Genomic DNA, 26,244 nt, shown 5'->3' on the forward strand with positions numbered 1-26,244 from the left:
GTGATCAGGATGACTACTCTGTGAAGAGTGGGCCGAGGTCGAGGGGAACCCTGGTGAAGATCCTGCACATTGTCACGTTGCACACACCGGACCATGCGTTCGGCGGTCCGACCCGGGTGGCGCTCAACCTGTCGAAGGTCCAGCGGGCCCACGGCGACGACGCCCGGATCATGGCGCTCGGGGACGGGTTCGACGACGGGCTGCCGGGCGAGGTCGAGGGCGTGCCCGCCCACCTCTTCCGGGCCCGCCATCTGCTGCCGATGTTCGAGGTCAGCGGCATCACCTCGGGCGCGCTGCTGCTGGCGGCCCGGCGCATGATGCGGGGGGCCGATCTCGTCCATGTGCACCTGATGCGCGATCTGGTGACCCTGCCGGCCGCTCTGCTCGCGCTGGCGCTGCGCAGGCCGTTGGTCGTCCAGACGCACGGCATGGTGGACCCGACCGAGAAGCGCGTCGCCCAGCTGACCGATCTGCTCGGCGTACGCAAGGTGCTGCGTGGTGCCGACGCGGTGCTGCATCTGACCGAGATGGAGCGCCGCGACGTGAATGCCGTGGCCGCTCCGGTGACGCTCACCCGTACCGTGCGGCTGGTCAACGGAGTCCGCCCGCAGGAACGCAAGCCCGCCCGGGACCCCGGGCGGCCGCCGACGGTGCTCTTCCTGGCCAGGATCCAGGAGCGCAAGCGCCCGGAGGACTTCGTCGCCGCGATGCCCGCGGTCCTCGCGAAGTACCCGGACGCCCGGTTCGTCCTGGCAGGACCCGACACGGGAGCTCTCCCCGGAACGCTGGAACTCGCCGCGAAGCTCGGGGTGCTGGAGTCGCTCGACCATGTCGGACCACTCGGTCACGAAGAGGTGCTCGCCGCCGGACGGGAAGCCGATGTGTACGTCCTGCCGTCGATCGAGGAACCCCTCGGGGTCTCGGTCCTCGAAGCGATGTCGGTCGGCACCCCTGCGGTCATCACCCGTACCTGCGGACTGGCCCCCGATGTCGCGGAGGCCGGGGCGGGGCGGGTGATCGACAGCCGGGTCGGGGACGACGGAGCCAATGCGCAGAAGGTCGCGCAGGCGATCCTCGAGCTCCTGGAGCCCGAGGCCAACACCGAGGCGGGGCAGGCCGCGTGGCGGCTGGTCAATGACCATTTCACCATCGAGGCCGTGACGCAGACCCTCCGGCGGACCTATGAGGACGTGGTCCGCCGGAAGGCCGCAGCCCGTTGACACCGAAGACGGTGCGGGCGGGTCATCCCACGGTGCCCTCACGGGACTTGAGCGCGATCTGCCACCGGTAGAAGCTCATCGCCAAGGCGAAGTCGAAGCCCGCCCGCCCGTCGAGGAACCCCCGCCGGTACACGTACATGTACGCGAACGACACCAGCGGCTTGAACGGCGCCTTGTGGAACAGCTGTCCCTGGCGCGACTTCACCTTCCTGACCTGCTCCTTGACGTCAGGATGGTGCTCCAGCCACGCCTCCCAGTCCGAGTAGCGGTTGTGCCGCTCGAACCACGCGGACACCGGGTCGAGGTCCTGGTGCTCGATCGGGTTGCGGAGCGTACCGGCCGTCGGGGCGACCGGCTGATAGTGCCCTTCCACCTCGCCGATGCCGGGCGCCGCGAGATCACCCACCTCCGGGTAGTGGCACCGCGTCCGGTCGGTCAGCGACCGCTTCCGGATGGTGTACCCGTGGCGCAGCCGCCGGCCCGAGAACCAGTAGCCCAGCGGTATGTCGTACGCCGCAGGCTTCGGCGCACCGGGATCGGCGAAGATCTCCCGCAGCTCCGCCAGCAGACCGGGGCTGAGCCGCTCGTCGCCGTCGAGCAGCAGGATCCAGTCCAGGTCCGTGCGGACGTGGTCCAGGCACCACTGCTTCTTCCGCGGATGACCGCCGTCCCAGGTGTACGTGACCACCTCGGCCCCGCACTCCTCGGCGATCTTCGCCGTTTCGTCCGTGCTGTGCGAGTCGACGACGACGACCGCCTCGAAGTGGCCGAGGACCGATTTCACCGCCTCGGCGATGTTGAGGGCCTCGTTCTTCGTGGGGATCGCCACGGCTATCGGCAGCTTGTTCATCCGTTGTCTCCTTCCGGCAGCCAGGCGTAGCAGCCCGTGGACGTGAACGCACGGGCTGTCTGCGCGACGGTGATCGCCACCCGCTTCCCGCTGTCGGACGTGCCCGAAGCCAGGCTCTTGCCACCTGCCCCGGTGATCTGCCAGGTGCAGCTCTTGGTGGGGGTGACGGCGTAGTAGCGGCCCGGCCGCGGGCTCTTGTGAGTGCCGTCGGCGTAGCCGAGGGCGGCCCGTGCCACCAGGTCCCTGTGCTCGGTACACAGATGGGCGACGGCGGGCTCCGCACCGGTGACCTCGCCGGTGACGATCCCCGCGACAGCGGTGTCCTTGTCGACCTTGACCAGGTACGACAGCTTGTCGCAGGTCTCCTGGCCGGTCTGCAGGACGGCTGCCGGGTCCATTCCCTTCGGGACCCGGTTCACCAGGTACTCCTTCTGCTTCTTCGTGAAGGAGCCGGTGGCCGGGGTGAGCTGGTCGGTGGGCAGCTTCGGCGGTTCGCTCGTCGTCGTGGAGGACGGACCGGCCGGGGCGTCGGGCCCGGCCGCCGGCCCCGCGACGGGGGCGCCGGTGGCCGACGGCTTCGCGCTGCCCGCCTCCGGCTGGTCCCCGTCGGAGGACGAGCCACACGCGGCCAGCGCCGCCGTCAGTACCACGACGGCGGCGCCGGCCAGGAACGGATACCTCATCCACCGGTCCTCAGGGCGTAGTGGGCACTGATCGTGGAACCGCTGAGCGCGGTCGGGTACACGGCGGTCTCGTCGATCTGCCCGGCGAAGAAGTCGCTCGTCGGACGGTTCGGCCAGCTCGACAGGTTGTCCCCGCCGACCCGCCAGTACCCGCTGTAGCTCTCGTTCCCGGTGTACAGGAAGTTGGACGCACGCAGCTGCCCGTCCACGTACAGCGCCATGCCCCCGCTGCCCTGCGTGGCGACGACATGGTGCCAGGCGCCGTCGTTGTAGGCCCCGGTGGTCGTGACGGTCCGGGTGCCGCCGCTGTAGACCCCGAACATCAGCCGCCCGTCATTGCGCATGTACACATGCTTGTCGTACTGGCTGCTGTTCTGCATCGTCAGGTTGCCGAAGCCGACGATCTTTCCGCCCCTGGTGGTCGTGGTCTTGATCCAGGTCTCCACCGAGAAGGTGGTCGGCTGCGAGTGCCGCTTGTTGCTGTACGCGTACTGGGTGGAGCCGTTGAAGCCGATCGCGGTCGACGGACCGGCGACCGCCGCCGGAGTCTGCCGGTAGGCCGGGGCGTTGCGCAGGAAGCCGTTGTCCAGACCGGTTCCGGAGTCGGCGGCGAACGTCGATGTGCCCTCGTCGTACCGCCAGTACAGCGACGCCCCGTCGGCGATCACGCGGGCGGGGTAGGCCTCCGCGGCGGAGGCCACGGTGGCCGTCTGCGCGGGGGACTTGGCGCTGGTGTTGGTGCCGTCGCCCGCGCTGATCCGGTACGTGTGCGTCTCGCCCGGAGCCACGTCGGTGTCGGTCCACCTCAGCTGCGGCCGGTCCCAGAACACCGAGGACCCCGTCGTCGTGTACACGGGGGTGCTCGCACCGTCCTTGTAGATCCGGTACGTGAGCTCCCCGTCGTCGGTGTCGAAGCTGGTCTGCCAGTTCACCTCGACCTTGTCCGGAGCGACCGTGGACACGCTGACGTTGGGCACCCACGGCGCCCCGGTGTCCGGGCCGTCGGCGAACCGGGTCAGGCTCTGCTGGGCGGAGCCGTTGACCGTGGTGAACTCGCCGCCGACCCACAGGTAGTGATGCCCGCCCAGATCGGTCTGAGCCATCACCCGCGGTCCGACCGGCTCACCGATGCCGTCGTTCGTGTCCGGGAACCACGGCAGCAGCTTGGGGTCGTCCACCGACTGGGCGAGCAGGTGCTTGCGCGGCTGGTCGGGGAACTCGCCCATGCTGGAGCAGTCGTGCGCGTGACTGCCGCTGTACAGCACCCCGTCATGGACCAGGATGGCCTGGGTCGCCCCTAGGCAGGTGTCCCGCCACCGCTGCTCGAAGGTGCTGAGGTTCAGGGCGATCCGGCCGTCGAAGACCCCGCCTCCGGTGCCCTCGTTGGCGGTGTACAGACCGGTGGCGTCCGTGGTCAGGTCCTGCACCGTGGAGGTGTTCGGGATGAACCCCGGGTAGCTCTTGGTGACCGCACCCGTGGTGGCGTCCACGACGGCGAGGGCGTGCGAGGTGGTGCCGTTGACGGTGAAGAAGTCACCGCCGATCGCCACGTGCTGCCCGTCCGGCGTCACCTGCACGGCGCGGCCCACCTCGTCCGTGTTGGCCGTCCACGGCTTCAGCTGGGCGTCGGTGGTGACCGCGGCGAACATGTTCCGGGTCTGTCCCGCCACCGTGTTGAAGTCGCCGCCGAGATAGACGGTGTCATCGGTGACGGACAGCGCCCGTACGGTCGCGGAGACGGAGACCTTGAAGTCCTGGCGCGGGGTGCAGGTCGCCGTGTCGATCGCGGCGATATTGCTCACCCCCACGCCGTTCACCGCGCCGAACTGTCCGCCCGCGTAGAGCGTCTGCTCGTCGGGGGAGAGGGCCAGCGCCCGTACGGTCGCCGTCCCGGAGGTCATCGTGAAGGAGAGGCTGCAGCCGGTCGGTGCGCCGGTGGCGGCGTTGAACGCGGCGAAGTTGACCGCGGGCTGTTCGGATGTGCCGGCCGCCGCATCCGGTGGCCGGACGGTGGAGAAGGTGCCGCCGGCGTACACGACTCCGTTCGCCGAGGCCGCCATCGACCAGACGATGCCGTTCGTCTGCCAGGTGGAGAGGTCGTCCGCGGTGAGGGAGACCGGTGGCGTGAGAGCCGCCGCCGGGGAGGCCCCGGCCGCGGTCGCGGCAAGGGCTCCGGCGAGCAGGCAGAGCGCGGCGGCCGCGGCACGCACCCGGCCACGTCCCACGGGTCTGCGCCCCGTACTTCCGTTCATCATTCAGCTCCGAAGGTGAGAACGAGCTGCGGCCGGTAGGCCGCCGTTGATACCTCGCTCGACCAGATGCGGAGACTGTCCGTCCCGCTGTTGGTCAGGGCGAGTGAGTAGGCGGAGCCGAGGGCTCCGCCCAGTGCCGACGCGTTCAGCTCCACCGAGTAGTCGGTGGAGACCGAGGCCGCGCCGGAGATGGTCCCCAGCACCGTCGAGGAGAGCGACGGCCGGGTGTTGTAGGTGACCGCCGACTCGGTCCAGGCGCCGGTGACCGGCACCACGGTGTGATTCTCGGAGGACCCCGCCGTCGAGTCCGACGAGGTACGGAAGGTGAGCCGGGCGTTCTTGAGGACCTGCCCGGCCGGGGCTGCGGGCACGGTGAAGCGCAGATAGCTCAGATAGGCCGTGGTGCCCCGTGAGGCGAGCTGGCTGTCGTTGTAATTGGTGTTTGACGCAACGCTGTTGACGTATGCGTCCTCGTTCGGCGTGAGCGTCACCGTGGTGTCGCCGGGACCGGACGGGGTGCCCGCCAGATCGTGGTGCGCGGCGGCCTGGGCGGCGGTCAGCGCCGTCGGGTACACCGCGGTCTCGTCGACCTGCCCGGCGAAGTAGGTACTGGTGGGACGGTTCGGCCAGGTGGTCGGCATGGCGTCGCCGCCCACTCGCCAGTACCCGTTGTACGAGCGGTTGCCCGCGGTCGTGTTGGAGCCGACGGCGACCCCGTCCACGTACAACCGCATGCCCGACGGTCCCTGGGTGGCGACGACATGGTGCCAGGCGTTGTCGTTGTAGGAAGCCGTCGTGGTGAGGGTGGGCCGGCTGTTGGTGCTGCCGACCTGGACGCCGAACGCGAGGCGCCCGTCGTTGGTCATGTATACGATCTTGTCGGAGATGCTGCTCGTGTGGCCCTGGGCCGTACCGATGTTGTTGCCGTACCCGACGATCCGTCCGCCGCTGGTGGTGCCGGTCCGGAACCAGGTCTCGATGGAGTACGGCGTCGGTGAGGTGTAGTGGTGCAGCCGGTCGCTGTACACGTACTCGTCCGTGCCGTTCAGGGACAGGGCCGCCGAACCGGCCACGGCGGACGGGGTGGAGCGGTACGTCGGGCTGTTCATGTACACGCCGCCGTCGTCGCTGTCCGACGCGTCCGAGGCGAACTGCCCGCCCGCCTCGTCATAGCGCCAGTACAGGTCGGCGCCGTCCGCGAGCACCCGCGCCGCGTAGGGGCTCGCCGAGGTGGCGGCGGTGACGGAGGCGGCGGCGGAGAGCGCGCTGGTGTTGGTACCGTCGCTCGCCGTCACCCGGTACGTGTACGTCCGGCCGGCCACCACATCGGTATCGGTGAACGTCAGCTGCGGACGGCTGAAGAACAGCGAGGACCCCTGCGTCGTGTACACGGGCACCGAACCGCCGTCGCGGTAGACCCGGTAGGTGAGCAGGCTGTCGTCCAGATCCAGAGCGGACCGCCAGCTGACACGTACCTCACCGGCCCGCGGCGCGGACACGCTGACGGCGGGCGCGGCGGGTGCCCCCGTGTCGGGCGTGTTGGCGAACCGGGTCAGTGACTGCTGGGCGACACCGTTGACCGTGGTGAACTCGCCGCCCACCCAGAGGAAGTCACGGCCGTCCCGGGACGCCACGGTCAGTGCACGTGGCCCGACCGGCTCCCCGATGCCGTCATTGGTGTCCGGGAGCCAGCCGAGCATCGCCGGATCGTCGACGGACTGGGCGGTGAGGTGCTTGCGGACCTGGTTGGGGAAGCCGCCCATGGTGGAGCAGTCGTGAACATGACTTTCCGCGTAGAGCACCCCCTGGTAGACCCGCAGCGCCTGCGTCGCGCCCTGGCAGGTGTCCCGCCAGCGCTGGTCGAACGTACCGAGCCGCATGGCGAGCCGGCCGTCGAAGGAGCCGCCCCCGGTGCCCTCGCCCGCGACGTACCAGCCGTCGGAGGCGGTGTCGGTGATGATGTCCTTGATCACCGCGGTCGACGGGATGAAGCTGCCGGTGTAGGCCCGGGTCAGCGCACCCGAGGCAGCGCTGGTCACGGCGAGCGCGTGCGAGTCGGCGCCGCCGACGGTGAAGAAGTCGCCGCCGATCAGGACGTTCTGCCCGTCCGGCGTGACCTTGAGCGTCCGGCCGGGCTCGTCGGCGTCCGGGTTCCACCCGGTCACCGTGCCGGCGGCGGTGACGGCGCCGAAGAAGCGCCGAGGCTGGCCGTTGACGGTCTGGAAGTCGCCTCCGGCGTAGACCGTGCCGTTCGCCGCCACGTCGAGCGCCCGCACGGTCGCCGAGAAGTTCGGTGCGAACCCCGAACGGAGCGTGCAGGTGGCGGTGTTGATGGCCACCAGGCCGTTGGCGGCCGTCCCGTTGACGGCGCTGAAGTAACCGCCCGCGTAGAGCGTGGACTTGTCGGGGGAGAGCGCGAACGCCCGGACCGTGGCGGTGCCGCTGCTGCGCGTGAACGACAGCGAGCAGCCGGTGGGCGCGCCGGTGGCCGCATTGAACGCGGCGAAGTTGACGGCGGGCGTCGTACCACTGCCCGCGGGCGACCCCGCCGGCCGGACATTGGCGAAGGTACCGCCTGCATAGACCACGCCGTTCGCCTCGGCGAGCGCCCAGACGATGCCGTTGGTCTGATAGGTGGAGAGGGAGTCGGCGGTGAAGCCGACCGGCGGTGTCAGCGCCGCGACCGGGGGAGCGCTGGCGGCCGAAGCGGAGAGCACGCCCGCGGCGAGTGCGAGGACCGTGGCGAACACGCCACTGCGGCTCCGTCGGGGGCGTCCTGGCCCGCTCATCGGTCCACCCGCACAGTTGCTCCGGTGAGTTGGTCGGCGAGTTGCCGGATGTCCGCGTCGACCATGATCCTGGCCAGCTCCTGTGCCTTGACGGCGGGCTTCCAGCCCAGCAGTTCCTCGGCCTTGGTCGCGTCCCCGATCAGTGCGTCGACCTCGCTGGGGCGCTCGTACTTCGCGTCGTAGCGGACGTGGTCGTGCCAGTCCAGGCCCGCATGCTCGAAGGCGTACTCCAGGAACTCCCGGACGCTGACCCCTTCGCCGGTGGCCACCACATAGTCGTCGGGCGAGTCGCACTGCAGCATCCGCCACATCGCGTCGACGTACTCGGGGGCGTAACCCCAGTCGCGCACGGCATCGAGATTGCCGAGGTGGAGGTGCTGCTGCAGGCCGGCCTTGATCCGGGCCACCCCACGGGTGATCTTGCGGGTCACGAAGGTCTCGCCCCGGCGCGGGGACTCATGGTTGAAGAGGATCCCGTTGACCGCGAACATGCCGTACGCCTCGCGGTAGTTGACCGTCGCCCAGTACGAGTAGACCTTGGCGACGCTGTACGGACTGCGGGGATGGAACGGGGTCGTCTCGTTCTGCGGCGGCGGGGTGGCGCCGAACATCTCGGACGACGAGGCCTGGTAGATCCGGGTGTCGATGCCGCTGGCGCGGACCGCTTCCAGCAGCCGGATGGTGCCGAGCCCGGTGATGTCACCGGTGTACAGCGGCGCGTCGAACGAGACCCGGACATGTGACTGCGCGCCCAGGTTGTACACCTCGTCGGGCTGGATGTCGCGCAGCAGGTTCACCAGCGCGACCCCGTCGGCGAGATCGGCGTGATGCAGGACGAAGGAGCGGTTCTCCTCCTCCGGGCCCTGGTAGATGTGGTCGATCCGCTCGGTGTTGAAGCTCGACGAGCGGCGAATGAGGCCGTGCACGGTGTACCCCTTCTCGAGCAGCAGCTCCGAAAGGTACGAACCGTCCTGCCCGGTCACACCGGTGATGAGTGCGGTCTTCGCCACAACTTCCCCCTTCCTTGGTCGCCTGAAAGGCTGTTGGTTCTCCGAAATATCGGAATTCGAGCGATCTGCGGCAAAACATCACCGCGGCGTACAGCTGCTGGCACAATCCGAGCCATGACGACCGATCTCCCCGGCCCTCCCCAGGAATCCGACCGCCCCCTCCTACGACCCGGCTCCCGCATATTCGTCGCGGGACACCGCGGGCTCGTCGGCTCGGCAGTGGTGCGCCGCCTCACAGCCGAAGGCCACGAAGTGATCACCAGCGGCCGCGACCGGCTCGATCTGCGTGACGCGGCACCGACCGAGGCCTTTCTGCGCGACATCCGCCCGGACGCCGTGGTGCTGGCCGCCGCCAAGGTCGGCGGGATCATGGCCAACAGCACGTATCCGGTGCAGTTCCTCGAGGACAACCTGCGTATCCAGCTGAGCGTGATCGCCGGAGCGCATGCCGCCGGGACCGAGCGTCTGCTCTTCCTCGGCTCGTCCTGCATCTATCCCAAGCGCGCCCCGCAGCCGATCCCCGAGAACGCCCTGCTCACCGGCCCGCTGGAACCGACCAACGAGGCGTACGCGCTGGCCAAGATCGCCGGCATCGTGCAGACCCAGTCGTACCGGCGGCAGTACGGCGCCTCGTACATCAGCGCCATGCCCACCAATCTCTACGGACCAGGCGACAACTTCGACCTGGAGTCCTCGCACGTTCTGCCCGCCCTGATCCGCCGCTTCCACGAGGCGCAACGGGACGGCGCGCCCGAGGTCACCCTCTGGGGCTCCGGCAGTCCGCGGCGCGAGTTCCTGCATGTCGACGACCTTGCCGCCGCGTGCCTCCTGCTCCTCGAGCGCTACGACGGTGACGAACCGGTCAACATCGGTTGCGGTGAGGACCTGACGATCCGGGAACTCGCCTCCACCATCCAGGATGTGACGGGCTATCAGGGACGCATCGCCTGGGACACGTCGAAGCCCGACGGCACCCCCCGCAAGCTCCTGGACGTCTCCCGACTCTCCTCTCTCGGATTCAAACCGAAGATCGCGCTGCGCGACGGCATCGCCCGGACCTACGCCTGGTGGCTGGACCATCGGCGCGACGGGAGCTGAAGGCTTCCGCCCGGTCCGCCCTGGCCGGGCGGCCGCCGCAGCGCGACGGCCGCCCGCCCGTCCGGCCCCGCACGGCCGGCCGGGGTTCACTTCTCTCATCCGGTGTCCCCGCCGCTCTCAGTAGGCCCCGCGGCCGTCGGTGACGGCGCGCAGTGTGCGGGCCATGAGACCCAGGTCCGTGGCCACCGACCAGTTGTCGACGTACCACAGGTCCAGCGAGACGGTCTCCTGCCAGGACAGGTCCGAGCGTCCGCTGACCTGCCACAGGCCGGTCAGTCCGGGCCGGACCGCGAGCCGCCTGAGCTCGCGCTCGTCGTACCGTGACACCTCCTCCGGAAGAGGAGGACGGGGACCCACCAGTGACATCTCGCCGCGGACCACATTGAACAGTTGCGGGAGCTCGTCGAGCGACGTCCGGCGCAGTACCCGGCCGATCCGTGTCACCCGGGGATCGCGCCGCATCTTGAACATCGGACCGTCGTTCTCGTTCGCCGTCGCCAGCTGCGCCTTGCGCGTCTCGGCGTCCTCCACCATCGTGCGGAACTTCCACATGGTGAACGGCCGGTTGTGCTGACCCTGGCGGATCTGGCGGTGGAACACCGGGCCCTCGGAGGTGAGCCGTATCGCCGCCCCGACCAGGAGCAACAGCGGTGCCAGTAGCACGAGTCCGAGCGCCGCACCGATGCGGTCCACCGTGGCCTTCAGCGCCATCTGCGGGCCGCGGCGCAGCGGCGGCACGATGTGCAGGAGCGTCAGCCCGGCCGCGGAGGCCGGGCGGACCCGGCCCGCCGCGATCTCCGAGAGGTCCGACAGCACGGACAACTGGAGCCCGCCGTCGTGCAGCCCCCAGGACAGATGCCGCAGCCGCTCCCCGGAGAGCTGCGGTCCGGGTACGACGAGCGCGAGGTCCGCGTCATGGGCGAAGGCTCCGCCCAGGACCGTCGTCACGTCGTCGTCGGCCGGCGCGGGTGCGAGCCGCCCCGGCACCGGAGCCCCGCAGTCCAGTGACGCCGTCCCGACGGGTACGACGGCCACCACGGTGTAGGCGTGGTCCGAACGGGAACCGAGCAGCCGAACCGCCCGTTCCACCCCCGGAGCCTCACCGACCACCAGCACGCGGTGATCGACGTGCTTCTTCCGTCCCGGCCAAGGGAACTGACGTGCCGTCGACACTACGAAGGTCACCAGCAGGCCGGGTACCAGCGCCACGACCGCGGTCACCGGCTGGACCGGCTCCCTGAACACGGTCGTGAGAACCGCAAGCACACCTATGAGCAGCAGCCAGTCCCCCGGAGCGGTCAGCGCCCCCCTGAAGCCCCCCGGCTGACGGTCCGCGTAGCGGCCACCCACCGCCCGGACGCCGCACCATGCCAACGCGGCCACTGTCGCGGCGAGTTGGGCCCGCGGCTGCTCATAGGCGCGCAGGACGAGCCAGGCCGGAACCCCCAGGCCGACGAGGTCGGCGCAGATGATGAGCGGCAGGTGCCGCCCGGGTCTTCTCTTCGGTGCCCGCCCTTGGTCGGTGCGGTCGCGCTGTACGGTCGGGGCACTCCACAGCTGTTCGAGTTCCTTGCTGTGAGGCCGGTGTGCAGCGGTCCGCGGATGTGGCGCCCCCGCCGGTCCCGCGGGCCTTGATATGTCGGATTCGGGTAGCTCGACATGCCCCATGAACCCCCCAGTCACAGTTGCATCTCCACAAACGGGACGCATCCGCCGATCCCATGGACTGACGGATGCGCCCTCGCTCGGTGCACGATATCCACACACGTGCCATTTCGCTGGAGTTCTCGTGAAGTTCAGAACATGGGCCGAGCCCATGGACTCGTCCCGATCCGCGCTGGATCGCAGCTTCTGCGGACGAGTGGTGGCATTTGTGGGATTTCGTGCTGGGATTCTGCGCGGACATGTCACACCTGCATGTCCACGCCGGGCCTTGCAGGACTTCGCATCCTCTTCTGGGAGAATGGATCACCGGGCGGCGACGGCCGGCCACGATCGAAAGAGGGACGTGCGGTGACTCCCGCGGAGAAGAACTGGGCCGGCAACATCACCTTCGGTGCGCAGCGGCTGCGCACCCCCCGCTCGGAGGCCGAGCTCCAGGAGATCGTCGCCGGCGCCACGACGGCACGGGCGCTGGGCACCCGGCACTCCTTCAGCACCGTCGCCGACACGGCCGGCGACCTCGTGTCGGTGGCCGGACTGCCCCGCACCGTCGAGATCGACCGGGACGCGCAGGCGGTCACCGTCAGCGCGGGCCTGCGCTTCGGGGAGTTCGCCGGCACGCTCCAGGAGAACGGCTACGCCCTGCACAACCTGGGTTCGCTCCCGCACATCTCGGTGGCCGGCGCCTGCGCGACCGGAACGCACGGTTCGGGCGTGGGCAACCGCTCGATCGCCGGTGCGGTCCGGGCGCTGGAGATGGTCACGGCCGACGGATCCCCGGTACGGCTGGCCCGCGACGACGCGGACTTTCCCGGAGCCGTGGTCGCCCTGGGCGCACTGGGGGTGGTGACCCGGCTGACGCTGGACCTGGTGCCCGCCTTCGACGTGCAGCAGTGGGTCTACGAGGACCTACCGCAGGCCCGGATCGCCGACGGGGCCGGATTCGACGAGGTGATGTCGGCCGCGTACAGCGTCAGCCTCTTCACCGACTGGCGCGGCGGCCCCGTCAACCAGGTCTGGCTCAAGCAGCAGGTCGGTGCGGCCGGGGTGCTCCAGGCCCCTGACGAGTGGCTCGGCGCCCGGCTTGCGGACGGACCGCGCCACCCGATCCACGGCATGCCGGCCGAGAACTGCACCCGGCAACAGGGCGTTCCCGGCGCATGGCACAAGCGCCTGCCGCACTTCCGGCTGGAGTTCACCCCGAGCAACGGGGACGAGTTGCAGTCGGAGTACTTCGTGGCGCGGCGCGACGCCGCGGCCGCCTTCGAGGCGCTGGACCGGATCCGGACCCGGATCGCACCCCTGCTGCTGGTCAGCGAGATCCGCACGGTGGCCCGCGACGACCTGTGGCTGAGCCCGGCGAGCGGAAGGGACTCCGTGGCCTTCCACTTCACCTGGGCGCCGGACACCGAGGCCGTCACTCCGGTGCTGGGGGCGATCGAGGAGGCACTGGCACCGTTCGGTGCCCGGCCGCATTGGGGCAAGGTGTTCACGACCGCTCCCGAGACGCTGCGCACGCTGTACGGGCAGTACGCCGAGTTCGAGAAGCTGATGGCCCGGTACGACCCGACGGGCATGTTCCGAAATGCTTTTCTGGACCGCCACTTCCCGCACCATGAGCAGTGACGCACGGGGGTCTTACCTTTGTTTCCGCAAAGAGCGCGACGCTGCACCCGCTCACGGTCCGTGGCTGTTGCGCCGGTCCTCGTACCGCGACGGCCACGCGGCCGCCGACCGGCCCGGCGCGAGTTGGTCCACCACCTCGGCCAGGTCGTCGCAGGCCTGCTCGATCCGGCGCCGGACGTTCATGCTCTCGGTGACGATCGCTGACAGCAGCAGCGCGGTCAGCGCCACGGACCCGTTGAAGATCGCCAGATTGAGCATGACCTCCAGGAGGCTGTGCTCGGCGAACGGTCCCACGCCCTCCGTCCCCGAGAGGATCGCCAGGACGGACACCAGCAGCGCAACGGGCGCGCTTCCCGCCAGCTGAAAGCGCAGGGCGGCCCAGATGAGCAGCGGGAACACCAGGTAGAACAGAGAGAGTTCGCTCCTGGTGGCCAGCAGCCCGATTGCGACGGAGGCGACCGCGAGCGCGGTCGCCTCCAGCCATCTGTCGCCGGCCCGGGGCAACCGCGCCTTGCGCAGGACGAGCAGCACCGGGGTGACCACCAGCACCCCCATGGCGTCCCCCGCCCAGTACGCCGCCCAGACCGGCCAGAAGTGGCGGACGGGCAGTTTGCCGTCGAGTACGAAGAGCACGGTGCCCACCGTTGCGCTGATCAGCATGCCGGTCATCGCGCCGAGAAACACCAGGACGACACCGTCGCGCAGCCGGTCCAGCTCGATCCGGAACCCGAACCTGCGGAGCATGAGGTACGAGCAGACGGGAGCCAGGGTGTTGCCGGCCACGATGCCGAAGTCGGAGAGGGTGAGCGAGTCGGCGAGCGTGGCGCTGCTGACCAGGGAGCCGAGCGTGATGCCGGGCCAGATGCCGATGCCCAGGTACAGCAGGCAGCCCACGGCGATACCCGTCGACGGCCAGAGCGGTGTCACGGTGGCGCCATGGATGGTCACCCGTCTGAGCAGACCGATCTCGCCTGCCCCGTAATAGGCGGCGGCGACGCCCAGGATGCGCAGAGCGGCGGATGCCTTGCGTCTGGTTTCCTGGCTGCGGATCACAGAACTCATCAGACACCGGGGCCATGGCGTCGCCGCTGTGTGACACGCTCGGCCCCGACGTCCGGCTCACCCGGCGCCGCCGGGGAAGCCGCTGTGGCGCAGGACGAGAACGGCGGCGTCGTCCTCGTGACCGGTGCGCTCCGCCATCCGCATCACCTCGTCGGCGAGCCGCTCGGCCGCGGCCGACACGTGCGCCGTCACCAGCCGCATCACCGCTTCCAGTCCCTCGTCGATCGGCAACGACCGCCCTTCGACGACACCGTCGGTGACGAGCACGAACGCCCCCGGTGCGGTCAGCCGGTGCCGGGTGACCGGGTACTCCTGCTTCGCCTGGATACCCAGTGGCAGACCGCCCTCGTCCTGGGCGATGCCCGACCGTCCGTCGACCGCAGCCCAGATGGCAGACACGTGACCGGCCCGGGCGGTGCGGAGCTCCCGGGCGCGCGGGTCGAGCCGGACGAATGTGCAGGTCGCCAGGAGCGTGGAGCCGATGGACAGCAACAGGTCGTTGGTCCGGGCCATGATCTGGCCCGGATCCGCGGTGGTGGCGGCAATCGCCCGCATGGCGATCCGGATCTGCCCCATGAAGGCGGCAGCCTCGACGTCATGGCCCTGGACGTCACCGATGGCGAAGGCGAGCGTGCCGTCCGGCAGCCGGAAACCGTCGTACCAGTCGCCGCCGATGTTCAGACCGCTGCGGGCCGGTGAGTAGCGGGCCGCGGTCTGCAGTCCAGGGAGCGCGGGGAGACTGCCGGGCAGCGTCTCGCGTTGCAGCGCCTCGGCCAGCTCCACCCGCGCCTGATGCACCTGGACCTCGTGACGCGCCCGCGCGGTGAGCTTCTGCAGTGTGGTGAGCAGCTCCTCGGCACTGGCGGAACGGCGAGGACGACGCCGGTTCATGGGCCGCTCCACGGTGCATTCGTTCGCGAGCCGCACCACAGGGCCTGACGGCACGGGTGGATCGGGGACGCCTGCCGGGCATTGCGGTGGGGCCCTCGGTGGCACTTGCCCCCTGCATCATATTTCGGCGGTGCCCTCCGCGCAGGGCGGGCCACCGTGACGGAGCCCGTCCGGAGCGCGCGGACAGGCCCGGCCGGGTGGATGCTGAGTAGAGGACCGCGTCGTGGCGGCGCACCGTGGCCGGACGCGGGTGAGGGAGGTGTGCTATGACACGCACACGCGAATGGAACGTCCACCTCGACCTGTCCGAGGACAACGGCACGACCAAGGCCGAAGCCGTGCTGGACACCGGCTCCGGGAAACTCACCGGCCATGGGGTGGCCCGCTGCAACCCGCAGGACGTGGACATCCCCACCATCGGTGACGAACTCGCGGCCAGCCGTGCCATGAAGGATGTGGCCGGCCAGCTGATGAGAGCGGCCGACCACGAAATGGAGGCGGTGGGGGCCGGACCCACGAAAGGCCCCATCAGCAAGCCCTACGCCTGGACGGATGTGACGAGTTGAAGCCGTAGGCGGATGCGTATGTCGCAGGGACCGGGTCCCGGTCCGAGGGCGGACACGGATCCGCACGTCGGGGCCCGGGCCGCCGAAGAGGCCGCCCGGGGCACCCGCCCCGCGCCCGGCCGAGTACCGCGAGTACGTGGCACGGGTGCTCGCCCGTGGTGCGGCGCCGGCCGCGGCCGTCAGGGTGTGACAGGGTGACGGGCACGCGGGAGGCGCCCGCGGACGCTGAGCGCCATGCGTGAGATCCTCCCGGCGCTGCGCCGCTGGTACGCCTCCGGGGAGCCGTTCGGCCTCGCCACGGTCGTCGCCGTCACCCGCAGCGCGCCGCGCGGCCCCGGGGCGGCGATGGCGGTGGGCCCCGGCGGCGAAGTCGCGGGCAGCGTCTCCGGCGGCTGCGTCGAAGGAGCCGTTTTCGACCTGGCCACGGAGGTCGTCGAGACGGGGCGGGCGCAGCTCAGCACCTTCGGCTACAGCGCCGAGGACGCCTTCGCCGTCGGACTCACCTGCGGCGGCGAGATCACCCTGCTGGTGCGCCCCGTGTCGGCCGCGACCGACCCCGCGTTCGGCGAGGTGGCCGCATCGGTCGCCGAGCACCGTCCGGTGGTGATGGCCACCGTGACCGACGGCCCGGCCCCGCGCGGGGCCGCGCTGGCCGTGTGGCCGGACACCGTGGCCGGTTCGCTCGGCACGAGCGGCCTCGACGCGGCCGTCACCGCCGACGCACGCGGTGAACTGGCACAGGGGGCAACGGGCCTTCGCCACTACGGCCCGCGCGGCGAGCGGCGTGAGGACGATGTGACCGTGTTCCTGCAGTCGTTCGCCCCGCCTCCGCGCATGCTCGTCTTCGGCGCGATCGACTTCGCCGCCGCGGTCGCACGGATCGGTGCGTTCCTCGGCTACCGGGTAACCGTCTGCGACGCACGCCCGGTCTTCGCCGACCCCCGGCGCTTTCCGGCCGGAGCGGAGGTGGTCGTCGACTGGCCGCACCGCTACCTGCGCGCCACCGACACCGACGAGCGGACCGTCATGTGCGTCCTCACGCACGACCCGAAGTTCGACGTCCCGCTGCTGGAGGTGGCCCTGCGCCGGCCGGCCGCGTACATCGGAGTGATGGGCAGCCGCCGGACCCACGACGACCGCCTGGCACGGCTGCGGGAGACCGGACTCGGAGAGCCGGAACTGGCGCGACTGCGCTCGCCCATCGGCCTCGACCTCGGCGCCCGCACCCCGGAGGAGGTCGCCGTCTCCATCGCGGCGGAGATCGTCGCCCTGCGCTGGGGCGGCACCGGCGCCCCGCTCGCCGACAGCACCGGGGCGATCCACCGGCCACGGCCGAAGCCCGTGTGAGGGGGAGACCGGACAGCTGAACCACTCATGCACCGCGGCTGTCCCCATACCGGTGAATGAAGAGGCCCGCCCCGGGAATTCGCCGAACCGGGGCGGGCCTCCTGTCAGGTGACGGAACAGGTCGCGTCAGTCGACGTAGGTGATGTCCGAGGGGGAGTAGATGCAGTTGGTGCCATCCGCCCCAGTGCCGATCTTGGTCGGCTCGCCGCTCGTCACACCCTTGTACTTGGTGCAGATGTCGATATCGGCATCTGCGTCGTCATAGATCGTGATGCCGGAGAACCGCGCCGTGTCACCGTAGTTGGTGTTGATGCCGACGATGGTGTCGCCCGGCGAGGTGACCCAGACATTCTGTACCTCGACGTGCCGGCCGTACATCGTGGAGCAGTTGCCGCACGAGCGGTACAGCTTGCCGAAGTCCGCGACCTGGAAGTTCTTGATGATCAGGGTGCCGCCGCCGTTGTGCTGGAACACCTTGTCGTCCGCCAGCCTCGCGCCGCCGCCGTCGACCGTGCGCACCAGCGAGGAGGAGCTGCCGAGGAAGGTGGCGGCGTCCTCGCCCACGTCCTCCCACCACACGTTCTTGAGCGTGCAGGCGCCGAGGCAGTGGACGCCGTCGGCGGCCGGAGCGCCGAGGATGACGTTCTGCAGCGTGGCGCCGTCCGCCAGTTCGAACATGGCCGGCTGGTCCTCGTCCTGGCCGTCGCTGCCCAGGTCACCGCTGCCGTAGAAGCGCTTCAGGCCTCCGTCGTAGGTGCCGGACACCGGGACGGTCGCCGACACGGCCTGGCTGCCGTTGGCGGTGGGCCATGCGGGCGGCGCTCCGGGTGTGGTGGGCGGCGTGGTCGGCGGCGTCGTGGGAGGTGTGGTCGGAGGATCGGTGGGGACCGAGCCGGCCGCGGTGAAGGTCCAGCGCTTGCTCGTCACCGAGTCGCAGGAGTTCTGCTGGACCAGGGCCCCGGCCGCCGTCGAACTGTCCTTCGTGTTGAGGCACTTGCCGCCGTTGCTGTTGACGACCTGGTAGGTGTTGCCGCTGACCGGAGTGAGCGTCCACACCTGACTGGGGGCGCCGCTGCAGGTCTGCTGCTCCACGGCTTTGCCGGCGCTGGTGGAGGCACCACGCACTCCGGCGCACTTGCTGCTGTGCGAGGCGGTCAGCGTGTAGCCGCTCCCGGAGGCCGTGAGCCGCCACGTCTGATGTGCGGCGCCGGTGCAGGTGTTCTGGCCGAGCTGGACTCCGTCGGAGGTTCCCGAGCCGGGAACCTCCAGACACAGTCCGCTTCCGGCGTTCGACAGGCTGTACGAGCCCGCTGCAGGCGCGGCCGCGGCCGAGCCGGTGCCGAACAGCGCGGTGAGCGCCGCGGCGATCAACGAGACGACCGCGACGAACGAGGCGGCTGCCCGACCGCCCCGCCTTCTGGCATGCTGCTTCTCTGTGCGCACTCGGTGTTCCTTTCACCGCCTGCGGTGTCCCCCGCAGGCACCCATGAGGTGGTTGGTGCGGTGGTAAAGGCAATCGCCCGGCCAGGAATGATGTTCCGTATTCTGAACCGAGTTCTTGTACGCGAACATCGGTGACGGTACGTCAACCGGATCCGGTGGTCAATGAGTTGGCAGAACACCGACAATGCTGTGATCGGTCGTGGCACCCGGGGTGCGGTCGGTGAGAGTCCGGACACCGCTGGAGGAAGGCCGATTCATGCGTTCTCGAACCCAGGGGTGACGTCATGTGCTGGAGTGCGACTGCCGATCTGGTGGCCGGTGCCGGCATTGCCGCGATCGGTGTGGCCTGCGTCGCGCGAACGCGCCGGGTCCGCGATCTGCCGCTCGCGGCGCTGCCGCTGCTCCTCGGGGCCCATCAGGTCATCGAGTCCTTCGTCTGGCGCTCCGGCGGCGGTACGGGGCCCGCCGTGGTCGCCTGGGCCGCCATCGCCCTTCCGGTGCTGGCGCTCTGGGTCCCGCTCGGCGTGCTGGCCGCCGCGCCGCCGCACGCCCGGCGCCGGCTGTTCGTCCCCGTCGCGGCCGGCGCCGCGACCGCCGCCTCGCTCGTGTACTGCCTGGCCACCGGCCCCGTGACCGCCGAGGTCCGCGGCCACACCCTCGGCTACGTCCTCGGCCTTCCCCGCCCGGAACTGCTCGTCGCGGGTTACCTCGTGGCGACGGTCGGATCCCTGCTGCTCGCCGGTGACCCGCTCCTGAGGCTCCTCGGTGTGCTGGTCGCCGTCGGGGCCGCGATCTGTGCGGCGCTGTGGCGGCTGGAGTTCGTCTCCGCCTGGTGCGCGTTCGCAGCGGTGTGCTCGGTCGTCCTCCTCTGCCGGACGCGTCGCCCGCCCGCGCCGGCGGGGATGCCGGCGCCGAAAGGCTGAGTTTCCCTTCACCGGCGGCCGCGGCGGGCCGATGGGGTGGGCGACGGCGGAGACGACGAGGCTGCGGCGCTCTCCGGTCGGACTGGAAGGTGTTTTAGTGCGCGCGAACCTTTTTTCCCTTTTCTTCCGGTAATGGAAAGCCTGTTTGGGGTTGCGTGCGGGGTGGCTGTTACAGAGTTCAAGGCCCGACGCGCGGGGTGGGTCGTGGCGAGCGGCAAGTGCCGTGAACGTGCGCAGGGCCGGGCGAACCGGTATCGAACGGGTGGATGTAGAGGTCAGTGATTGACGGGCGACCGGGGACTCACTGCGTGCCGCGTGCAGGCGTGTGTGACGGAAATGTCTGTATTTCGTAACACGTATCGGGGCGTCTGTCATGAGTCGGGTTACCGGGTCAAAGTGTGCGATCTCGGCATCACGCCGGGATCGAACAACGCCCGGACCGCAAGGTCTGGGCCTGCACCTGAGGGGTTTTCATGTCCCGTTCCGCACGGCGGCTCACCGCCACCGTTATCGCTGCCGGCGCCATGGTGGGCGCCGCAGCGCTGCCGGCCGTCGCCGCCGACCACGATCACGACCGCGGCCGGACCGGCGGCTACTCGTCCATCGTCCTGGGCCAGATCCAGTACGACAGCCCCGGACGTGACGACGGCTCCAACCGCAGCCTGAACGACGAGTGGGTCACCGTCACCAACACCAGTTGGCGCACGGTCAACCTCCGTGGCTGGACGCTCAGCGACGAGAGCCGCCGCACCTACCGGTTCGACCTGCAGCTGGCCGGCCGTTCCTCGGTGCGGGTCCACACCGGCATCGGCCGCGACACCCGTTACAACGTCTACCAGGACCGGCGCAGCTACGTCTGGGACAACAGCGACACCGCGACCCTGCGGGACAGCCGCGGATACAAGGTCGACTCGAAGTCCTGGGGCCGCCACTACGGTGGCTACGACTACGACTACGGCTACGGCTACGGCAACGACCGCGACTACGGCCGCGACCGCGACCACGGCAAGGGTCACGACCGCGACCACGGCAAGGGTCACGACCGCGACCACGGCAAGGGGCACGACCGTGACCACGGCAAGGGTCACGACCGTGACCACGGCAAGGGTCACGACCGCGACCACGGCAAGGGTCACGACCGCGACCACGGCAAGGGTCACGAGCGCGACCACGGCAAGGGTCACGACCGCGACCACGGTCGGGACGGTCGCCGCTGATCCTCTGACGACCGCTCCCTGATCCGGGAGCCGGTCCTTCTGCCTCCCCATCCAGCGGCGTACCACGGCCCCCCCGGACGTGGTACGCCGCACTCGTCAGGGGCGGCCGCCGGTGGTTCAGCCGGCGGACCGGTGCGCGACACGCTCCGAGTCGAGCGTGTCGACCGCCCCGCGGGTGGCCCGATCGTCGTGCGGTCCACCGCGATGACGCTGACCGGGCTGCCGCGCTGCGCCGCGCAGCGGTGCGCCCGGTGCAGCACCCGGTCGCGGGCGTTGACCTTCCCCGCGCCGATCCGGCTGCCGCCCGCCACGGTGATGAAGTGATGGAGCAGGAAGAGCCGTTTTCCGGTGCCGCCGCGGTGGGAGACGCAGCTCATCTCCGCGGGGCTCCGGAAGGAGAACGGCGTCGGCATCGGCCGGCGGCCGGAGCCGCCCGGTCCGGCGAACCAGAGGAGGGCGAGCGCGGCCACGCCCAGCACGGTGGCGATGGCCTCCACCAGGGGGTTGCGCGCCACCGTGGATGCCCTTACGCCCGTCCCTCCACGGCCGGGCGCGAGCGGAGGCACCCCTGCACCCCCTGCGCGGCGCCCCGCCCACCGCTGCTCCGGGCCGGCTTCGTCACAGGGGAGGCGAGACCTCCTGCTCGGTCCAGAGCGCCTTGCCGTGCAGGCTGTACCGGGTACCCCAGTGGGTGGCGAGCTGGGAGACGATGAACAGCCCGCGTCCGCCCTCGTCGACGGTCCGGGCATGGCGCAGGTGAGGTGCCACCGCGCTACTGTCATGGACTTCACACGTCAGTGACCGGTTCAGGATCAGCCGCAGTTGGAGGGGCGGAGTGCCGTAGCGGACGGCGTTGGTGACCAGTTCGCTCACGATCAGTTCCGTCGCCTGGACCGTCTCGTCGTCGAGATTCCAGCCGTCGAGCCGGTCGCGCACGAGGGTGCGGGCGATGGCTGGGGTCGTCCGGTCGTGGGCCAGCTCCCAGGTGGCGACGCGGTCGGGCGGGACGGTGCCGGTACGGGCGACGAGGAGAGCCGCGCCGTCGGGGAGGCTGTCAGCCGGCAGGGTGTAGATGACGCCGTCGCACAGCTCCTGCAGATTGCGTTCGGGGCCCGCGAGTGCGCTCCGAATCCGCGTGGCGGACTTGTCGTCGGACAGCAGGGCGTCGGTTCCGAACGCGAGAATGCTGCCCTCCTCGAGGTCGAGGGTGGCGGTGGCGAACGGAGCGCGGTCGGTGGAGAGGAGCGAAGGCCCCTCCGGTACGTCCACGGCCGGCGTGCTGCCGTCGGGCGCGATGACGATCGGGGCGGAGTGCCCGGCCCGGGCGATCGTGCAGGTGCGCGAGAAGGGGTCGTAGACCGCGTAGATGCAGGACGCCCTCAGCGACTCCCGGTGCAGCGCGTCGCCCGGCGGCAGCGAGGCGCGCTCGTCGGCCAGCCGGTCGGCCGTGTCGTTGAGCCGGGCCATGACCTCGTCCGGCTGCAGGTCGAGAGCGGCCAGCGCCTGGATGACCGTACGCAACTGCCCCATGGCGATCGCCGTCTGCAGACCGTGCCCCGCGACCTGGCCGACGACCAGTGCGGTGCGGGCCCCGGACAGGCCGATGGTGTCGAACCAGCAGCCGCTGTTGTGACCGGGCAGAAGGACGTGAGCGGTCTCGATGGCGGCTCTGTCACGGTCGCCCTGCGGAAGCAGCCGGCGCTGGACTGTCGATGCGATCACATGGTCGCGCTCGAACCGGCGCGCGTTGTCGATGTTCAGCGCGACGTGAACGGCCGCGGTCTGCGCGAGCGCGGTGTCGTTGTCGTCGTACGGCTCCGATCCAGGGCACCGGTACAGGCTCACCAGCCCGAGGACCGCGCCGTGCACGGTCAGAGGGACCACCATCAGTGAATGGGCCCCGAGCGTCCGGATCAGCCGGGCGGTCTGCGGGTCAGCGGCAAGCCACGGGGTGTCCGCGTCGAGTGCGACGTGCCGGAGCTGCAGATCCGACACCGCCAGCGCGAAGGGGGTGCGGGCGGGCAGCCGCCGCGTGTCACCGACCTGCCCGTCCTGGTCGCCGACGCTCGTGAGACCGCGCAGGGCGGCCCGGCGCAGCGGGACGTCCGCTCCCAGCGGGCCCACCGGAGGATCCGCGCCGCGCAGCACATCGTCCACGACCTCGACCACGGCGGAGTCGGCGAACCCCGGCACGATGGCCTCGACCAGCGCCTGGCACGTGGTCGCCACATCGAGAGACCGGCCCATGCTCCTGAGCAACCTTGCCCGGTGCATCGCCCGGGTGCGTGCCTTTTCGCGTTCGGTGACATCGACGACGGCCGCGAGCAGACCGAGGATCTGGCCCTTCCTGCCGTTGAGCCGGTAGACGGTGACCAGGAAGCTGCGGCTCGGACCGGGATCGCTCCTGATACGACCGTGGATCAGCCGATCGTGTACCGGCACACCCGTGTCCAGCACGCGCTGCAGCAGCTCCCTGGCGGAGTTCGGCCGGTCGAGACGGTACGCATCGGTGAAGCGGCGGCCGATCACCCTCTCGCCGCTGTCGGAACCGGCCAGAGGGCTGATCCGTACGACCCGCAGCTGCGGATCGAGCACATGAAGACCCACCACGGACTGGGTGAACAGTCTGTCGAGGAGCGCCGCGTCCATACCGTCCGCAGGCTCGGGCGCGGGGCCCGGTGCCCCTTCGTCCGGCACGCTGTCACCCCCATCAGACTCTGCACCACCGCTGCGATGGAGCACGTACGCGATCAGCGTCCGCGCTTCCTGCGTGCCACGCCAGCGAAGCGCAGCAGACGGGTGACTCCCCGTCCGGCCGAGAACATGCGTCGGTGCCCGGACACTCAGGCGTACACCGAACCGGCCGGGAATGTGTTCCCGGAAGCCCGGGACGGCGCGGAGGTCTCCGTCACGGGCCCGGGCGGCGGAGGTTCGGGGGCCGGCCGGGAGGCGGGCGACTCGGTGACCGGCGGTTCCTCGGAGGGCGGTTCCTCGGGGGGAGGCGGGCTCGACGGCTCGGCGGACGGGGATTCGGAGGCGGGGGGCGGGGAGGACGGCGGTGCGGAGGGTGTCGATTCCGGGGACTCGGAGGACGGGGACTTCGAGGCCGACGGGCACGGTTCGGTGGACTTCGCGCCGGGCGCCTCCGGGCAGGGCGACGGCGTGCGGTGGGCGGGCGGCTTCGTCTTCTTGTCGCTGCCACCGGTGTCGCCGGCCTTGCGGGAGAACCAGCCACCGCTCTTCGGGTCGTGCATGACGAACGCCTTCACCGTATGCGCCGAGGGCTCGACCACGACGACGTTCGAGGAGCGGTACCCGGGCCAGGCCTCCCCCTTCTGCTGGGGGTTGCCCTTCAGCGCGACCGGCGGCAGCAGCGGATTCCCGCATGCGCACCGCACCCGTGGTACGCCGTGGTCGTCGACGAGGACGGCCGTACCGGCCTGGAGCACCGCCTGGTAGCTGGTGGCGGCTCCGTCCCGGAACCCGTGGTTGGTGACCCGGGTGTCCAGCCGCAGCTGGACGGGGGTCAGCCCTCGCAGGTACGCGGGAACCCTGGACGGATCGATGTCCAGGACCGAGGCGAAGGCGTTGTTCTTGTCCGGTTCGGCCGTCAGCACGGCGATCTGCTTCTCCACGTCGCAGCTGGCGACCTTGCGGGTCCCGCCGTACAGACCGGGGGCCGAACCGTCCACACCCTGCGTGACGTTGGCCCCGGTCATGGTCGGGCTGGGCGCCGTGGCCGGTGTCGCCGGCGCACTGGCGCGCGCCGTCGACGCGGTGAACGGGTCCTGCCCGGCCGCGCCCGCCGGCTGCAGGAAGATCTCACCGGGCGCCCCCGAACCGCCGTCGGGGCGTGTGAGGACGACGGCCAGCACGACCGCCGCCACGGCCACCGCGGCGACCGTCGCCAACGTGGGCACGGACCGCCACCAGGGGCGACCCGAGCCGCCGGACCCGCCGGGACCACCTGGCCCTGATGGTCCGCCCTCGCCGCCGGAGCCGCCGACTCCGCCGCTGGGCGGCCCGCCGGGGGAACCGGGCGGAGTACCGGGCGGCACCGAACCGGGTGGCGGATGGCCCGAGAGAGGGCCGGAAGGGGGGCCTGTCGGGCGGTCGGGCGACGGCGGTCGGGTACTCACGGGCTCTTCTTCCCCAGGTAGCGATCAGCCCCCTTTTATCCCCCGGATGCCCATTGTGTGCGCGCGGACCACACGCCTCGCAAGCGGACGCCACGCGCCGGCTGCGGGTGGCGGAGCACTGCATCCGATGCAGTGCTCCGATCCGCCGGGACCACGGGACAGCCCTTAGCGTGGCGGCATGAGCCAACAGGGTTTCAGCGAGCCCGGCCGCACGCCGCGCCCCGCGCACGGCTGGGGCGACGCCCTCCTGACGGTGCTCGCCGGGCTGGTGGTCATGGCCGTCACGGCCGCCCTCGGCCTGTGGGCGGCGGGTGCGGCCGACCTGCCCGGCGGCGCGTTCCCCCATGTCGTCGCGGCCGTCGTCGTGATGGCGGCGGGCGGCTCCGTCGCACTCTCGGGCAATGCGGGGGACCTCGCCAGGACGCATGCGGAGATCTCGGTGCTTCCGCTGTCGGTGACCCTGGCCGGCGCCCTGGTGATGGCCGCGGGTTTTCTGCGGCCGCTGCGCCACCGGGCCGTTGCGGACGCCCGCGAGCTGGCCGGCTGGGCCGCTCGGGTGGCGGTGCTCTGGGCCCTCGTCCTCATCGGCCTCTCGTTCCTGGCCGGCGAGCGCTTCGACATCCCCTTGCAGGACGCGGGGGAGGCGGCCGTCGGGGACCTGCTGGGTGCCTCCCCGGAGGTCGGGTTCCGGACCGACGTCCTCCTCACCCTCGTCCTCGGCCTGGTCTGGCTGGCGGGCATCCTCGTCCTGGCCCTTCTCGTCTCGCGCAGCGCCCCGCTCCCGGCCCGGCTGGTCCGTGTCCAGGAGACGGTGCGTCCGCCCGCGTTCGCCATGGTGGCGCTGCTGCTCGGGTACGTCCTCGTGGGCCTGGTCGTCGCACTCGTCGTGGCGGCGACCCGAGGGCACCCGGCGCAGACGTTCGCCGTGATCCTCCTGGGGCTGCCGAACCTTGTCTGGCCCGCCTACACGCTGGGGCTGGGTGCGTCCTGGGAGGGGAGGGCCGACGGCCCGTTCGGGCTGCCGATGCCGCAGCTGCTGGACTCGGTGCTGCGTACGCCGGACATCTCCACCGTCGACGTCGCCACACTCGCCGACCGGGACGGACGGGCCTGGTGGCTGGTGGTCGCGGCCGCGCTGTTCACCCTCGCGGCCGCGTTCCTCATGGCGGTCCGCTCACCGGCCCGGATGCGTCCCTGGCAGCACGCCGTACACATGGCGGTGGCGCTCGTGCTGACGGTGCTGACCATCTGTCTCGTGGCCCGGGTCTCCGCCCACTACGGACTGTCGCTGCTGGGCATCGGAGACCTCGGCGGCGGCCTCGGCGCAGAGGTCACACTGCGCCCGCGGCTGTGGAGCGCGCTCGCCATTGCTGCCCTCTGGGGCCTGGTCACCGGGTTCCTCGGCGGCGTGCTGGCGTCCGGGGTCCTGCGCCGGGGCGAAGTGCCGGCCGACGGCTGAGGCCGGC

19 protein-coding genes and 1 pseudogene are annotated in these 26,244 nt (G+C 70.7%); 8 read left to right on the top strand and 12 right to left on the bottom strand.

The features are described 5' to 3' along the window. Positions 1-53: 53 nt before the first annotated feature. The gene (locus tag OG878_RS35875) at positions 54-1,220 is read left to right on the top strand and encodes a glycosyltransferase (protein ID WP_328890631.1); all 1,167 of its coding nucleotides are present in this window, start codon (positions 54-56) and stop codon (positions 1,218-1,220) included. A 22-nt stretch (positions 1,221-1,242) separates the two neighbouring features. On the opposite strand, the gene OG878_RS35880 is transcribed toward OG878_RS35875, so the two are convergent. From OG878_RS35880 to gmd, 5 genes are read right to left on the bottom strand one after another with little or no spacing between them, the layout of a single operon-like run. Continuing rightward, positions 1,243-2,070, bottom strand: a complete 828-nt coding sequence (locus tag OG878_RS35880; RefSeq protein WP_328890632.1) for a glycosyltransferase family 2 protein — start codon at positions 2,068-2,070, stop codon at positions 1,243-1,245. Beyond that, positions 2,067-2,753, bottom strand: coding sequence for a hypothetical protein (locus OG878_RS35885; RefSeq protein WP_328890633.1), 687 nt, complete (start codon positions 2,751-2,753; stop codon positions 2,067-2,069). The genes OG878_RS35880 and OG878_RS35885 overlap by 4 nt, the downstream gene beginning before the upstream one ends. After that, on the bottom strand, positions 2,750-5,005 hold the full coding sequence (locus OG878_RS35890; RefSeq protein WP_328890634.1) for a LamG domain-containing protein: 2,256 nt from the start codon (positions 5,003-5,005) through the stop codon (positions 2,750-2,752). Before OG878_RS35890 ends, OG878_RS35885 begins: the two co-directional genes overlap by 4 nt. Then, on the bottom strand, positions 5,005-7,794 hold the full coding sequence (locus tag OG878_RS35895; RefSeq protein WP_328890635.1) for a DNRLRE domain-containing protein: 2,790 nt from the start codon (positions 7,792-7,794) through the stop codon (positions 5,005-5,007). The genes OG878_RS35890 and OG878_RS35895 overlap by 1 nt, the downstream gene beginning before the upstream one ends. Further along, positions 7,791-8,804, bottom strand: a complete 1,014-nt coding sequence (gene gmd / locus OG878_RS35900; protein WP_328890636.1) for a GDP-mannose 4,6-dehydratase — start codon at positions 8,802-8,804, stop codon at positions 7,791-7,793. The genes OG878_RS35895 and gmd overlap by 4 nt, the downstream gene beginning before the upstream one ends. A gap of 114 nt (positions 8,805-8,918) precedes the next feature. On the opposite strand from gmd, the gene OG878_RS35905 reads away from it, so the two are divergent. Further along, complete coding sequence (locus OG878_RS35905) at positions 8,919-9,902, top strand: GDP-L-fucose synthase family protein (RefSeq protein ID WP_328890637.1); 984 nt, start codon at positions 8,919-8,921, stop codon at positions 9,900-9,902. Positions 9,903-10,019: 117 nt separating this feature from the next. On the opposite strand, the gene OG878_RS35910 is transcribed toward OG878_RS35905, so the two are convergent. Next, positions 10,020-11,570, bottom strand: a complete 1,551-nt coding sequence (locus tag OG878_RS35910) for a sugar transferase (RefSeq protein ID WP_328890638.1) — start codon at positions 11,568-11,570, stop codon at positions 10,020-10,022. Between the two features lie 345 nt (positions 11,571-11,915). Here OG878_RS35910 and OG878_RS35915 point away from each other — a divergent pair, with 345 nt between their 5' ends. After that, the gene (locus tag OG878_RS35915; protein WP_328890639.1) at positions 11,916-13,190 is read left to right on the top strand and encodes a D-arabinono-1,4-lactone oxidase; all 1,275 of its coding nucleotides are present in this window, start codon (positions 11,916-11,918) and stop codon (positions 13,188-13,190) included. A 51-nt stretch (positions 13,191-13,241) separates the two neighbouring features. On the opposite strand, the gene OG878_RS35920 is transcribed toward OG878_RS35915, so the two are convergent. Then, positions 13,242-14,243: an MASE1 domain-containing protein gene (locus OG878_RS35920; RefSeq protein ID WP_328891493.1), complete on the bottom strand. Its 1,002-nt coding sequence runs from the start codon at positions 14,241-14,243 to the stop codon at positions 13,242-13,244. Between the two features lie 66 nt (positions 14,244-14,309). Beyond that, positions 14,310-15,143: a PP2C family protein-serine/threonine phosphatase gene (locus tag OG878_RS35925; RefSeq protein ID WP_328890640.1), complete on the bottom strand. Its 834-nt coding sequence runs from the start codon at positions 15,141-15,143 to the stop codon at positions 14,310-14,312. Positions 15,144-15,409: 266 nt separating this feature from the next. On the opposite strand from OG878_RS35925, the gene OG878_RS35930 reads away from it, so the two are divergent. Together OG878_RS35930 and OG878_RS35935 are read left to right on the top strand one after the other, a co-directional pair. Continuing rightward, positions 15,410-15,709, top strand: a complete 300-nt coding sequence (locus OG878_RS35930) for a DUF1876 domain-containing protein (protein WP_328890641.1) — start codon at positions 15,410-15,412, stop codon at positions 15,707-15,709. A 234-nt stretch (positions 15,710-15,943) separates the two neighbouring features. After that, the gene (locus tag OG878_RS35935) at positions 15,944-17,056 is read left to right on the top strand and encodes an XdhC/CoxI family protein (RefSeq protein WP_328890642.1); all 1,113 of its coding nucleotides are present in this window, start codon (positions 15,944-15,946) and stop codon (positions 17,054-17,056) included. Positions 17,057-17,182: 126 nt separating this feature from the next. Here OG878_RS35935 and OG878_RS35940 read toward each other — a convergent pair whose 3' ends face one another. Beyond that, positions 17,183-18,499 (bottom strand): pectate lyase, encoded by a 1,317-nt coding sequence (locus OG878_RS35940; protein ID WP_328890643.1) that lies wholly within the window; start codon positions 18,497-18,499, stop codon positions 17,183-17,185. 284 nt (positions 18,500-18,783) lie between these two features. On the opposite strand from OG878_RS35940, the gene OG878_RS35945 reads away from it, so the two are divergent. Continuing rightward, positions 18,784-19,422, top strand: coding sequence for a DUF6629 family protein (locus OG878_RS35945; RefSeq protein ID WP_328890644.1), 639 nt, complete (start codon positions 18,784-18,786; stop codon positions 19,420-19,422). Between the two features lie 473 nt (positions 19,423-19,895). After that, positions 19,896-20,363, top strand: a pseudogene (locus OG878_RS35950) (lamin tail domain-containing protein); the annotation flags it as partial. Positions 20,364-20,602: 239 nt separating this feature from the next. Here the strand turns inward: OG878_RS35950 and OG878_RS42405 are convergent. The 3 genes from OG878_RS42405 to OG878_RS35965 all read right to left on the bottom strand — a co-directional run bounded on the left by OG878_RS42405 (position 20,603) and on the right by OG878_RS35965 (position 24,778). Next, positions 20,603-21,154, bottom strand: a complete 552-nt coding sequence (locus tag OG878_RS42405) for a hypothetical protein (protein WP_443049204.1) — start codon at positions 21,152-21,154, stop codon at positions 20,603-20,605. A 103-nt stretch (positions 21,155-21,257) separates the two neighbouring features. Beyond that, positions 21,258-23,336 (bottom strand): SpoIIE family protein phosphatase, encoded by a 2,079-nt coding sequence (locus tag OG878_RS35960; protein ID WP_443049205.1) that lies wholly within the window; start codon positions 23,334-23,336, stop codon positions 21,258-21,260. Between the two features lie 146 nt (positions 23,337-23,482). Then, on the bottom strand, positions 23,483-24,778 hold the full coding sequence (locus OG878_RS35965; RefSeq protein WP_328890645.1) for a DUF6777 domain-containing protein: 1,296 nt from the start codon (positions 24,776-24,778) through the stop codon (positions 23,483-23,485). A 178-nt stretch (positions 24,779-24,956) separates the two neighbouring features. Between OG878_RS35965 and OG878_RS35970 the strand changes: the two genes are divergently transcribed. Beyond that, the gene (locus tag OG878_RS35970) at positions 24,957-26,237 is read left to right on the top strand and encodes a streptophobe family protein (protein WP_328890646.1); all 1,281 of its coding nucleotides are present in this window, start codon (positions 24,957-24,959) and stop codon (positions 26,235-26,237) included. Positions 26,238-26,244: the final 7 nt, after the last annotated feature.

Source organism: Streptomyces sp. NBC_00316 (genome assembly GCF_036158715.1).
Taxonomy (GTDB): domain Bacteria; phylum Actinomycetota; class Actinomycetes; order Streptomycetales; family Streptomycetaceae; genus Streptomyces.